At 46.5% G+C, this 12292-nt stretch carries 10 protein-coding genes; 5 read left to right on the plus strand and 5 right to left on the minus strand.

Annotation, left to right across the window (positions count from 1 at the left end):
* The 5 genes from gspJ to AVO41_RS01070 are packed head-to-tail and all read left to right on the plus strand — an operon-like array spanning nucleotide 1 to nucleotide 4067.
* Complete coding sequence (gene gspJ / locus AVO41_RS01050; protein ID WP_160326763.1) at nucleotides 1–591, plus strand: type II secretion system minor pseudopilin GspJ; 591 nt, start codon at nucleotides 1–3, stop codon at nucleotides 589–591.
* A complete protein-coding gene (gene gspK, locus AVO41_RS01055) occupies nucleotides 591–1571 on the plus strand; it encodes a type II secretion system minor pseudopilin GspK (RefSeq protein WP_068581316.1) in 981 nt (326 codons plus the stop codon). Before gspJ ends, gspK begins: the two co-directional genes overlap by 1 nt.
* A 14-nt stretch (nucleotides 1572–1585) precedes the next feature.
* Nucleotides 1586–2740 carry a type II secretion system protein GspL gene (gene gspL / locus AVO41_RS01060; protein ID WP_068581320.1) on the plus strand — a complete coding sequence of 385 codons (1155 nt, stop codon included), beginning with the start codon at nucleotides 1586–1588 and terminating at the stop codon, nucleotides 2738–2740.
* Nucleotides 2724–3254: a type II secretion system protein GspM gene (gene gspM, locus AVO41_RS01065; protein ID WP_068581323.1), complete on the plus strand. Its 531-nt coding sequence runs from the start codon at nucleotides 2724–2726 to the stop codon at nucleotides 3252–3254. The genes gspL and gspM overlap by 17 nt, the downstream gene beginning before the upstream one ends.
* 12 nt (nucleotides 3255–3266) lie before the next feature.
* On the plus strand, nucleotides 3267–4067 hold the full coding sequence (locus AVO41_RS01070; RefSeq protein ID WP_068581325.1) for a hypothetical protein: 801 nt from the start codon (nucleotides 3267–3269) through the stop codon (nucleotides 4065–4067).
* 126 nt (nucleotides 4068–4193) lie between these two features.
* On the opposite strand, the gene AVO41_RS01075 is transcribed toward AVO41_RS01070, so the two are convergent.
* From AVO41_RS01075 to AVO41_RS01095, 5 genes are all read right to left on the minus strand, one after another.
* The gene (locus tag AVO41_RS01075) at nucleotides 4194–5174 is read right to left on the minus strand and encodes a PstS family phosphate ABC transporter substrate-binding protein (RefSeq protein ID WP_068581329.1); all 981 of its coding nucleotides are present in this window, start codon (nucleotides 5172–5174) and stop codon (nucleotides 4194–4196) included.
* Nucleotides 5175–5268: 94 nt separating this feature from the next.
* Nucleotides 5269–6999, minus strand: coding sequence for a hypothetical protein (locus tag AVO41_RS01080; RefSeq protein ID WP_068581332.1), 1731 nt, complete (start codon nucleotides 6997–6999; stop codon nucleotides 5269–5271).
* A gap of 136 nt (nucleotides 7000–7135) precedes the next feature.
* Nucleotides 7136–10432 (minus strand): TonB-dependent receptor domain-containing protein, encoded by a 3297-nt coding sequence (locus tag AVO41_RS01085; RefSeq protein ID WP_160326764.1) that lies wholly within the window; start codon nucleotides 10430–10432, stop codon nucleotides 7136–7138.
* On the minus strand, nucleotides 10432–11625 hold the full coding sequence (locus AVO41_RS01090) for a lipopolysaccharide assembly protein LapB (protein WP_068581338.1): 1194 nt from the start codon (nucleotides 11623–11625) through the stop codon (nucleotides 10432–10434). Before AVO41_RS01090 ends, AVO41_RS01085 begins: the two co-directional genes overlap by 1 nt.
* A gap of 9 nt (nucleotides 11626–11634) precedes the next feature.
* A complete protein-coding gene (locus AVO41_RS01095) occupies nucleotides 11635–12288 on the minus strand; it encodes an energy transducer TonB (protein WP_153003447.1) in 654 nt (217 codons plus the stop codon).
* Nucleotides 12289–12292 lie beyond the last annotated feature (4 nt).

Raw genomic sequence — 12292 nt, forward strand, 5'->3', positions numbered from 1 at the left:
GTGCGTTTGGATCAAGGGTTTACTTTAATTGAGTTGTTGATTGCCATGACCATCTCGTCGGTGGTGCTCTTGCTCGCTTATCAGACTCTCAATGAGACGGTCTTGGTTGAGAGCCGTTTGCATCAGCATCAGCAAACCCAACAAGGTATTGAAAAAGCAATCACCTGGTTTGAGCAGGATCTGGGGCAAATGGCCCCCCGATCAATTAAAGATGCCCTTGGCGGAACCTTTCCTGCCTTTCAATATAGAGAAGACATCGGGCTTTCTCTGAGTCGTTTTGCCCAAGGCCCGTCTCTTTTTGAAACAGGCGGGATAGTGAGGGTGGATTACCGCTTGAATCAGGGAAAGCTAAAGCGTCGAATTTGGCCCGTTCTTGACCAGGCCCCAGGGGTTGAGCCCGTTGAAATGCTTTTGCTTGAAGGCGTGCGCCAATGGCAATGGCGTTTTTTGGATGCATCGGGGCAGTGGCAGACCCGCTGGCCTGTGGGGGATTTAGGTGCCAATGCCTTGCCGTTAGCGGTATCCATGATACTAGAGATTGAAAAGCTCGGTCGAGTTGAGCGTATATGGTTGGGTCCGGGAGCGTATTGATGAAATATCCCTTATCCCATCAAAAGGGCATTGTTCTGATTTCGGTCCTACTCATCGTGGCTATTGTCGCTTTAATTGCGCAACAGATTATGACGCGTCAGAGCGTTTCATTTAAAACCTCTTCGTTGCAAATACATCAAGTGCAACGCCAAGCGCTCCAAATGGGCATCGTACAATGGCTAAGGCAATCACTTAAAGGTGTGAATCAATTGAAATCCCATCATCTGAACCAGACTTGGGCACAACCGATGGTTAGCACAGCGTTTGCCGGCGCAGAGGTATCGGGTCAATTACTGGACGCACAAGCCTTTTTAAATTTGAATAGCCTTGGATTAAGTCAAGAAGAACCTATTTCAAAAGCATGGCGCTCAGTCTGGCAGAGAGTTGCGAAGGATGAAAACTTGCCGCACAACATCGATACGCTGTTGCAAGACTGGGTAGATGCTGATAATGAAGCACAGCCCTCTGGTGCCGAGTCTGATGTGTATCGATTGAAATCGACACCTTATCGCACAGCAGACCGTCCTATGGTGTCGTCTCAAGAGTTGACCCTCCTTGAAGGGGTCAGTTGGGCGGATTATCGTCGTGTTCAAAACTGGGTGGTGGCACTTCCTGAGAGAACGGCGGTCAATATCAATACGGCATCTGAGCGAGTGTTAGTTTGGTTATCCCCGATGATTACGCCTCAGGTTGCTCAGGAATGGATTGAGTGGCGTAAATCAGCGCCGGCAAAAGATACGGAATCTTTTCGACAGTTCTTGGCCAATGCCGGTGGGTACGAGCTTGAAATGATACAAAAACGCCTGTCGGACGAATTAATCAGTGTTAAAACCCGTTTTTTTTTGATGAACGCTCAAATTCAGCACTCGGATTTAGAAACAGAGTTGTTTGCTTTATTTGAACGTGCCTCAACCCCAAATCAGCAAGAGATCAGCGTAATCCAAGTTTGGCATAGTGCATACAATGCATCGACCATGTAAAGATAATTGAGACTATGAAATTGATATTGAAAAAAAAGCCTCTCAAGGCCCGATCAAACATACAGGTACTTGGGCGCTTTGATCCTGCAGGTGGTTTGGAACGGTTTGAGTCGAAACCGTTTCAGCAGGGTGTGATTCTGCTGCCCAGTGAGGCTGTTCGCATCATTGAGGTAACCATCCCCGGCAAACGAGAGAAATTATGGCGCTCAGCGTTACCCTATGCTCTTGAAGAGCAGCTGGCCGAACCGCTTGATGAAGTTTACATTCATGTTCTAACTCGCCATTCCAAGGGCGAAAAAGCTGGTCAGACATTGGTTATGGTGGTGTCTCAATCGATTCTTGATCATTGGCATAAAGAGCTTGAAGCTGCTGATTTACTAATCTCGGGGGTGTTTTTGTGTCCAGACTTTATTGCGCTGCCCGAGCCGTCTGAGCAAGAAGATCATTGTGCCAGCGTGGAAGAAAGGGATGGCTCTAAACGCTATTTGGTCCGCACTGGAACTTATTCTGGTAGGGCCTGTTATGCTTCGGTCTGGCCTGTGGTTTCTGCCTCCTTGCAATGCCATAAGCCTATCAATGCGCTGGATGATTTTTCACGAACTTGTCGGCACCTTACGCTGGCTGAAGACACGGTTCGAAAGACCAACCTCCTGCAAGGACCTTACGCGGCAAGGGGGCAACCTGGTCGGCAATGGTTCAAAATTTGGCGTATGCCTCTCATGTTGGTCGGTGCCTTAGTCTTTTTGTGGGCTTTACAGTATCAGTTTGAAACGCATCAGAAAGTTAAGCGTGCAAACGCCTATGAAAATTTGACCCAAACGTTGTTTCAACAGGCTTTTCCCGAAATCAAACGCGTTGTAAACATTCGGGCACAAGCTAAATCACGTATAAAACAACTGACGTTGGAAAAAGACCGTCCACGACCGGTTTGGCAGCTTGGCCGGATACAATCCATTCTGATTGACTTGTCGGTTCATGTTGAGTCGCTCGAGTGGAAGCCAGGAAAATGGACGTTTAAAATTCGTTCACAAGATCCTCAAGCTTTTGAAAAAGCGATTGAACAGTTGAATCAGCTCGCACTGCCCAATCGTTCATTAACGGCCGAATTAAAATTGAAAGGCATGGATCAGGATTTTGCCTCAGGAGAAATTTATGTGGCAATCGATTAAAGACGTCAAGCACCGGCTTGATGCTCAATGGCAACAGCTTGAACACAGAGAGCGCCGGTTGGTAGGACTAATGCTAATGGTCGTGCTTTTGGCCTTTTTTTATTGGGCCTTGTGGCTGCCTCTAAAAGCCGAACGTGAGAACGCTCTGGATCGACTTTCTTATGAGCGTGAGCTTTATTACTGGCTTTCAGGTGAGGTGGCCAGTATTGATCGGCAACGTCCGTCCTCGGCCCCTAATCAAGTGACGCTGACGTCTCAAACCGATTTGTTAACCTTGCTCCAAAAAGCAGTCGATCAACAAGGACTGTCTGAGTCGTTGGACCAACAGATACCGCTAACTGAGAAGACTGGTTTAAAAAAAGGTGTCAGGCTTCGCTTTAGTTCGGTGTCAAGCCAAGCCTTATATCAGTTGATGGCTAATTTGGAATCTAGAAATCTGAGTCCGGCGCAATTGGTTATCACAAAGGGCAATGAGCCGGGTCAAGTAAACGTAACATTGGACTATCGACTTTGATGGGTAACACAGATGGTTAATCGTACGTTTCTTCGGCGTCTGTTGGTGCTCTTGCTGGTGGTCTTTTTTTCTCTTCTTTGGCACTTCCCAGCAAACTGGTTGATTCAGTCTGATTCAACGGTCGTTAATGGCCCTTTCTCATTAAAGGCAAGTGGTCCTTGGCACAACGCATCTGCTCAAATTCGTTACAGAGAACTTAGAACGTTGTTCAGCGCTGATTTACAGTGGCGCCTATCTTGGTCTTCGCTTTTGCGGCTGAGCCCTAAAGTGAATTATCAATGGGCTGGTGCATTAGGTAATGGTCAGGGGGCGTTCATCTACCAGTCTCTGGCAGCTCAAGTTAAATTGGTGGCATCAGACGTTAAGGTGTCTATCCCTGAGGCACTACGGGTGGCACGAGAGGTGTGGCCATGGCTGGGAACTTTCAATGTGTCCAAAGGTACGCTGCTCATAGATTCTTTGACGTTGAATCTACCGATCCGGTCACAAGTGACAGGCGCTCAAGTCAGTCATTTACATGGGAAGGTGCTAGGCTTTAATGCCTTTGAAACCACCTTCCCGTCAATCAGTTTACAGGCCCAGGCACCTGAGGCAAACCAGATTGCTCGACTAAGTTTTGCTTCTTTGTCTGAAAAAAGCCCTCTATCACATTCATGGTCGCTAAAGGGGGATTTCATTTTAGATAAAAATCATCGCTGGCAGACTCGCTGGCAAGCGCAGGGCAAAGAAATTCCGGAACTGGTGAGCGTTTTCTTTAATTTATCACCAGAGAAGCCAGGTCATTACAAATTGAATGCTTCGGGTTCATTTTAAGGGGAGTACTTTGCGAAGTGTAGGTGTTTGCTCAGTGAGACACTGAAACTAATTTACATCTTGGTGAGAGGCAGGCGTGCGCCACCTCTTTTTCAGGTGGCGTGTTTTTATGGAAAATATGAGAGTTTACGGTTCAAGGCGCTTAAGTTGCTTCTCAATTAAGCGTTTAGGCATCGGGATGTAACCATCTTTGACGACGATTTCCTGGCCTTGCTTTGAAAGTACCATTTTCAAGAACTCTTCAACCAAAGGGTCAACCGGTTTATTTGGCATCTTATTGATGTACACATAAAGGTTACGAGTCAAAGGGTAACGACCGGTCAAAGCATTGCGCACTGTGGGAGGAATGAAACGACGTTTTGAGCGTTTGCTCAGAGGAACGGCTTTCACGCTTGCCGTGCGATAACCAATCCCGGAATAACCGACCCCATTAAGTGATTTAGAGACCGCTTGAACGACCGAGGCCGAACCAGGTTGTTCATTCACACTGGACTTAAAATCCCCTCGACATAGTGCGTTCGTTTTGAAAAAGCCATAGGTACCGGACACAGAATTACGTCCATACAATTGAATGGACTTATCTTTCCACCCGCCCTTGAGGCCAAGATCTCCCCAGGTTTCAACGTCATCACGTGCGCCGCATTTTCGAGTTGAAGAAAAAATTGCATCGACTTGAGGAATAGTTAAACCTTTTATGGGGTTATCCTTGTTGACGTAGACGACCAAGGCATCGATGGCGACGGCGATTCGCGTGGGTTTGTAACCGTTTCTGCGCTCAAACATGGCCGTTTCGGTTGGCTTCATAAAACGTGACATAGGCCCAATATTGGATGTGCCTTCTGTCAACGCCGGTGGAGCCGTAGAGGAACCAGCCGCCTGGATTTCAACACTGACGCTTGGGTACAAGCGTTTAAACTCTTCTGACCACAAGCTCATCAAGTTGGCTAGGGTGTCGGAACCTACCGAGACGATTTTTCCTGATACGCCGGAAACGACTTCGTATTCTTCAATGGTTGGGTCAACGTTGGCGTCCAGACTTTTTGCCGTAACATTTGTAGCCATAGTCGCTGTTAAGATGGCAACAAAGGCACTGTGTGTATAACGCATAAAAACTCCCGTTTGTGTTTCTTCTTTTCGAAGGGTAAAACAAAAAAACCCCGCGACGCGGGGTTAAAACGACTAACAACGTTTTTGTTTGGAATTATTCACCAAAATCAACATTGTTCGCTTCTTGATCTGTCATCCAGGTAGACAAAGCCGTGTCCGCCTCAGCATCACTCAGGATGTTGGCAGGGTGCTCTACCTCGTCTTTGTTCATGGACAACTTGACTGAACCACCGTTGTTGGCAAATTCAGAGTCAGTAAATGTCAATCGCTCGTAAGTGCCAGACCAGGTTGTTTCACCGGTATCGGCATTCGTGATGACACCATCTTCGATAGTACCGCGGTCACGGATTTCCATGCCGGAATCGGCAACGAAACCAGAGACGTTGAAGTTATTAAACGTACCGGAAACGCCACGACGCAATACCAGGCCTGAATCTGATTTATCAGAACCGACAATGGTGAAATTGCTCAGAGTCATAACGGTCGCTTCTTCTGCGGAAGTATCGGCATTGATGTATTTGTTGCCATCAGCATCTTTCGGATCGTGCCCGTCAGCTTCGATACCACGGCTTTCACCTGGCCCACCAGCAGAATAGGTTTTGGACATAGAGATAAAGATGTTTTCAGCAGAACCTTTCCAGCCTTGGTCAACGTCAAAGGCGTCATCACCGATGTCGGTCAAAGCCAAGTGATCAACGCTTGCTGTCCCACCGAAGAATTCGATGCCATCATCGTGTGATTCATCGATCTGGATGTAGCTGATATCTGTCGCTGAGCCCACACCTTGCAAGGTCAGAGCATTCAACTCGTTACCGTTACCATCAATGTCATAACCGGCACCTGTGATGACAACATATTTCATCACACCCGAGTTGTCTTCATTGTTGGTACCACCATAATATCCAACGCCACCTTCACCCAGGACTTGTGTCCCTTTGAAGTCATAGGCGTTGCCCTGAAGTACGACACCACCCCAAGATTGACGGTATTCTTCTCCGGTTTCAGCCCATCCGGTTGAACGGAAAACAATAGGAGAAGTCGCTGTACCTTGTGCGTCAATTTTGTTACCACGTGTAATCAACAGGTAATCAGTTTCAGAACCAACGATCAAAGTACCTGGTTCAATAGTCAATGTTTTGCCCGAAATGGTTCCACCGTCTTCAGCATTACCGTCGCCAACTTTTGTACCACCATTGGCAAGGACATAAACATTATCTTTGGTCAAAGTCAGGTCATCTGAAATCGTGCTTGGCAGTTCACAAGCATCCAAACCTTTCAAGTCAGTACCTGTATCGGTGGTGCCTGTTGGACAGCTGTCGTCAGCGGCCGCATCGGTCGTCCAGATATCCGCATTACCATGAATGTTCACAGTCCATCCATAGGTCCAAGCACTACTGCTCAAAGTGTTGTCAGAGTTGATCATCGACTCGGTGAAGGCACCGGTTGTGATGTTGCGCTGAGCACCGACTGTCAGAAGCTTACCGTTGCCGTCAAGAGTGATGTCACCCGCATTGTCGACGGTGATGCCCGCTTGAGCAAAATATTGATCGGCATCGCCATGATCCGTGATGGTGTCACCGTATAGTCCTAGGGTTGCGACTTGGTTGGTGGTTGGGTTGTAGCCCAAATACGCGTCTACTGAAGGGTAATAGCGATATTTGTATCCACTGGCTTCTTGCAAAGCCGCATCGCTGTCAGGGAATTCAGAGAACTGTTGTTCTGCCCAATCAAACAAGTCGATGATGTTTTGATCGGTGGCTGCATGAACAGGTGCAATCATTGCACCGCTGATCGCGGCTGCAATTACTTTCAGTTTAAAGCTCATAGTTACTCCATAATTTATGAACGACCACAAAATGCATTTGAAATGTTACTGTTTGCGGAAATGGGTTTTGTTACGGTTCGGTTATGGTTTTTTTACATATATTACAGTTTTGTTTCGCTTGCCAATTGTGAACACTTTATTTCCAAGTGTAAGACAGTGATAGACTCGCGCTGATGCCTTTTTGGTACTCACGCTGTATGTCATCATTGATTCTTAACTGGTAGCTTCCATCCAACAGGTTTTTGAGTTTGAGTTTTAATTTCAACTTATCTTCAGCGCCCCAGTAAACTCGTTGGTTATAGACAAAATCGAGCGTCGGGGGCGTGACCAAATAAGTGTCTTCGACCCCATAATCATCTTGCGGACTTAGTTTTGTCCCAGCCGCATAAATGGAGTCCCCCTTCATGTTCAGGACTAAGTTGGCATTGATTTCTTTGACAAGGTTTTCATAACCTAAATTCAAGTTGAATACCCAAGGTGCTTGACCCTGCAGCGGACGTTCTGTATTTGTGGACAGGTTGTTTTCAACATTGGACAAATCAATGCTGGAGTCAATTTTGGTGAAATTTGTGTCGATGTAAAATGCTGGGATACCTCGTCCAAATATACGACGAAGCCAAAAACGGGTCTGAAATTCAATGCCCTGGTTTGTGGCCTCGCTGACATTTGAATACGTGTAGGTATCCAGACCCTCGGTCGCATTCGGGGTGGCAATGACCTCAATGGGTAAATCAAACTGCTTTCTAAAAATCGCCACCGAAATATTTTCAAACTTATTGAGGTATTTTTCCCAGCGTAAATCCATATTTTTAATGGTGGCAATTTCCAAATCAGGGTTACCGGTGTAATAGTCACGTGTGTCTGGATCAATATATGTGCTTTGAGACAACTCTTTAAGGTCTGGCCGATTAAGCGTTTTGGAAAAAGCAAAACGAACTTGTTCACCCTCACGGTATGGAATGGTCAGACTCAATGCAGGAAGAATGTAACTTTCTTCTAACTTATCGGTTTCAGAGTCTTTTCGGTCTGCTGAGGTGAAAACTTCAACCTCTTGGGTCGAGCTTTCAAAGCGACCGCCGGCCATAATTCTAAGATAATCGGTCACTTCAATATCCGACATCAAGTAAGCGCCTTTTATGCTTTGTGTCGCTTCATAAGAATCGGATGGTTGTGTGGTATTTTTTAGGTTGATTTGGTCAAAGTCAGTGCCGAGATTTTCTTTAGCAAAAATATCTTCGGGGTTATCACTTTGTAAAACTTCATCACTGTCTGGGTTGGAACGAAAGCCCGAAGCGTCCCAGCTGAATTTATATGTGTCTGATGCCCTTGATTTGGTCTCAAGCATGAAACCGGATTTGACCATTCCCGCCATGCCATAAAAATCATAGAGCGGGTACTTAAAATCCAAGGTTGTTGAGGTGGCAAAATCTTCGAGTTCTTCCCACATGCGAATATTCCCATCGCCTCGATACTGGAAGGTGTAAGGGGACAGCTCGCCAGTTTGTTCATCATGATTGGCAGACTGTTGATAGGTGTAAACTCGCGTATCAGGACTGTTGCGTTTGGCTTGTGAAAGGGTCGTCTGCCATTCGACTTCTAAATCATTCGCGCTTGGGAAGACGTGAGTGCCATGAAATTGCTGACTTAGCAATTGACGGTCTTCCCACTGCATGCTGTATTGCTCAAAGTTGTTGGAGTTATCAGAGCTGTAAGAGGTGTCATGAATTATGGTGTCACTCGTTGATCTTGATAAAATCGTAGTGGCATCAAATTTATGATTTTCGCCTTTCTCATAAATCAAAGATCCCATCATGCCAAGATTGCGGGTGTACTTTGTGATGTATTTTCGTTCTTTTTCCGGTGTAAATAATTCTGAGGGCACCGCGACGTCTTCGCGCTCTTCTTCACGATAACGTCCTTTTCGGCTGTAATTGAGGGCGAAGTTATAGCCCCAGCCTGAATTCCCACCGTAGGCTTCATAACGGTCACCAAGGTTGATTTTGAACCCTAAATCAGGGCGTAATGATTTGTTTTTGACGTTATAAATATTAGGCAGGTTTTGCGCTATGTCATAGAGTTCTTCGTCTGCATCTCGATTTGGGTCAAAGCGTTTGGGCGGGTTGGCGATGAAATCTGGCGCTTGGGAGGGGATGGTCCGGGTACCATCGTCTTTGCCTAACCAGTCAAGTGAGCCGCCCTCGTAATCAAAGCCGCTTTGAAAGGTGGACTGTGAATTGCCGCCAGTTGAGATGGAGACTTTGCGTTTTTTGCCAAGTGGGATGGCTTTGGTACGCATCAAAACGGTGCCTCCACCAAACGCACCGGGCAAATCAGGCGAATAAGTTTTTTGCACGACAATCGATCCAATCATACCGGTAGGGAACATGTCTAGAGGTATGACACGCTTGGCAGGCTCTGGTGAAGGCAGGCCAGCACGATTGAGCCGAGTGGCAGAGTAGCGATCTCCCATACCGCGAACATAAATATATTTTCCTCCCACCAGTGTCAGCCCCGTGACGCGGGATAATGCCGAGGCGGCGGATGAGTCGCCCGATTTTGAAAACTCCTCGGAAGAAATGACTTCAGCGACCCCTGAAGTGTTTTGTTTTTCATCCATCAGAGCCAAAATGCCCCCTTCAATGGCAGGAGCGGTGACAATGAACTCTTCGAGTTCGGCAGCAGCGGGTGTCATTTCAAGTTCTTGAAACAGGGTTTGGTCTTTTTTCACTTCAAGGCCCTGAACTGTCATGGATGAATATTCAGGGTGAATCACAGACAATGAATAATGACCGATGGGGACTTCTACCTTAAAGTAACCGTCTTCGTTTGTTTTGATTTCCTGTTGAATCCCGGTGAGATATACATTGACATCTGACACCACCGCACCGGTCATGAATGAGTAAATGTTGCCCTCAACAACGCCCGTTGCCAGTTTTTCTTCTTCGGCGCCGGCTTTGTTCGTGTCAGTCGCTGATTCGGTTGCGTCATCAATTTTTAGAACGTCATCACTTTTGGCGCTTTGTGCTAGAACCTTGCCAGCTTTTGCCTGTTCGGTAATGGGGATGATTAATTCAATGTCATCGCCTTCAACCACGTTGACTTTGATCGTGGTTAATGGGTTTTCCTCTGCTTTAAGGGTGAGGGTCTGTTGCCCTACAGGAAGACGGAATTCAAATGCACCTTCAGCATTGGTTTGACCGAGCTTTTTATCGCCTAGAAAAACCTCTACATGAGCTTTGGGGAGACCGTTTTGAAAGGTAAAAAGAGACACTAAGCTCTTTTGGACCTGATGATTAACCGGCTGCTCTGGGGTTGCATAAACCGAAGGCGCGTGCGTCGTTGAAGCCGCTATGACGGATAGAATGGCTGTCAGAAGGAGTTTAGGTTTCAATCGGCCTGATTTGTGAGTCATGGATGTTTGTCGAGGGCTCATTACATGCATCTCCATTTGTTCTCTTGGCAGCCTGACATGGCACTTCGAATCGCGTTGGCTTTTTTAAAGATTCTTGGATTCTTGATTTGCTGTAGAAGGCGCTCGGTGTTGTCAAAATCGCCTGCTTTGAACTGCGCATAAGCCAATGCATACTTGACATTGTCATCAGTCAGAATACCACTTCTTTTGAGGTCTCTTTCCATGGCTGCGGCTTGTTCAAATTGACCAAGCTCCAAGTAAATGGAAAGGCGTTGTTTGAGCTTGTCATCCTGATCGACAGAGCGGGCATTTAAAAATAAGGCACGCGTGTAGTGTTTTGCCATTTTGTTCAATTCAGCCGCCTCGGTCATTAAGGGGTTTTCCACCATTGCCACAGGCTCCATTAAACGTGCCGCATTGAGATACTGACGTTTTTGCGCGTAATAATTGGCAAGCGCTTTATTCGCTTTGATGTCGTTTGGGTATAGTAACTTTACCTGCTCCAAAAACTGTCCGGCTAGGTCAAACTTGCCTGCTTTGCCCAAAGCGGTACCAATTGCAATGTAATCCCTTGGGTCAGGTTTGAAAGACTCAACATAGTTCAGACCCAAGTCGGCCGCTTTTTGATAAAAACCGTATTCAATCAAAGAAAAGATTTTTTGCTTTGGAAAACGTTCGTCATACGGGTAAAACTCTTCCCCTTGATTTAACGCATCCCAAGCACGATAGGGTTTTCCAAGCTTTTGATAAGCATCTACTTTCATAAAAATTAACGCCGCGTTTTCTACTCCTTCATCGATGGCTGTATTGACTTGATCGATTGCCTTTTGGAAATCCCCGTTCTGGTAATAGGCCTGAGCGAGGTATTTGTAAAAAACAGGTTTAGTTTGTTCACCCTTGATTAAGATCTCAAAATGGGGAATGGCTTTTTTGTATTGTTGAATTTTGAGGTAAGTGATGCCACTGAGTGTGTGGTAACGAGTTTCATTAAAGTCATCGTCTTTTTCTTTGGCTTTGGCAAGATCAATCTTTTCCAAAATGCCTTGCGCCCGAAAAAAGTGTTTGTCTTTAATCATTAAAGCCGCTAACGATAAGGGGTCATCTTTAATTTTTTCTTTGGCTTCTACTGTGCCAAGCATACCAAAGGAGATAAAGATCAACGTCAGACACAAAACAGTGAATGAGCGAAAAAGGTGAGTTGAGTGCTGTGACATGTGAAAAACTTAACCTACTTCAAAGCTGATGGGTTGATTCATCCAGATGCTGACAGGTTTGCCGTCATAACGTGCCGGAGAAAACTTCCACTTTCTCACGTTCTGGATAGCGGCACTGTCAAAGGTGCCTTGAGGGTCAGACTCGATGACCTTTACATCGGCGACATTTCCTTCTTTGTCAATCAAAATGCTAAGCATGACAAAGCCCTCGATGCGTTTGGCCATAGCCCTGGCAGGGTATTCCAGAGGCGGTCGGCTGATAGGTCTTGGCTTTTGGTCAACAGTTTCCCCTGTCATGACGGCATTGGAGGTGTCACCGAGTAACTCTTCATCCACATCAGCACTCGCATCCATGTCGTACTGCCCCCCCATGCCGAAATCAATGCCAGAAAGTCCGGCCCCAAGGCTGCTCATTATGGGGGCGGGCGGGGGCACATCCGTTTGTTGAGGTTTCGGCTTGGGTTTCGGCTTGGGTTTCGGCTTTTCGGGGGTTTTGACATTTTTGACCACCTCAAAAGATAAAGCCCGTTTTTTCTTTTCCTCCGGCTTTTCAGGTGTCAGGCTGTTCAAATAGAGCATGGCTGATAAAATCGCTGCACTACCGACCAACATGCCAACCATGCCTCGAACTTTAAAGCGCCAAGTGTTTTCAACGAATGGCATGCCC

The sequence above is a fragment of the Thiomicrospira sp. WB1 genome (assembly GCF_001507535.1).
GTDB lineage: Bacteria > Pseudomonadota > Gammaproteobacteria > Thiomicrospirales > Thiomicrospiraceae > Hydrogenovibrio.

Excerpts from the sequence above, each read along its gene's own strand:
- gspK (WP_068581316.1), top strand. The coding sequence starts at position 591 with ATGAAATATCCCTTATCCCATCAAAAGGGCATTGTTCTGATTTCGGTC.
- gspL (WP_068581320.1), top strand. The coding sequence starts at position 1,586 with ATGAAATTGATATTGAAAAAAAAGCCTCTCAAGGCCCGATCAAACATA.
- gspM (WP_068581323.1), top strand. The coding sequence starts at position 2,724 with ATGTGGCAATCGATTAAAGACGTCAAGCACCGGCTTGATGCTCAATGG.
- AVO41_RS01070 (WP_068581325.1), top strand. The coding sequence starts at position 3,267 with ATGGTTAATCGTACGTTTCTTCGGCGTCTGTTGGTGCTCTTGCTGGTG.
- AVO41_RS01075 (WP_068581329.1), bottom strand. The coding sequence starts at position 5,174 with ATGCGTTATACACACAGTGCCTTTGTTGCCATCTTAACAGCGACTATG.
- AVO41_RS01080 (WP_068581332.1), bottom strand. The coding sequence starts at position 6,999 with ATGAGCTTTAAACTGAAAGTAATTGCAGCCGCGATCAGCGGTGCAATG.
- AVO41_RS01085 (WP_160326764.1), bottom strand. The coding sequence starts at position 10,432 with ATGAGCCCTCGACAAACATCCATGACTCACAAATCAGGCCGATTGAAA.
- AVO41_RS01090 (WP_068581338.1), bottom strand. The coding sequence starts at position 11,625 with ATGTCACAGCACTCAACTCACCTTTTTCGCTCATTCACTGTTTTGTGT.
- AVO41_RS01095 (WP_153003447.1), bottom strand. The coding sequence starts at position 12,288 with ATGCCATTCGTTGAAAACACTTGGCGCTTTAAAGTTCGAGGCATGGTT.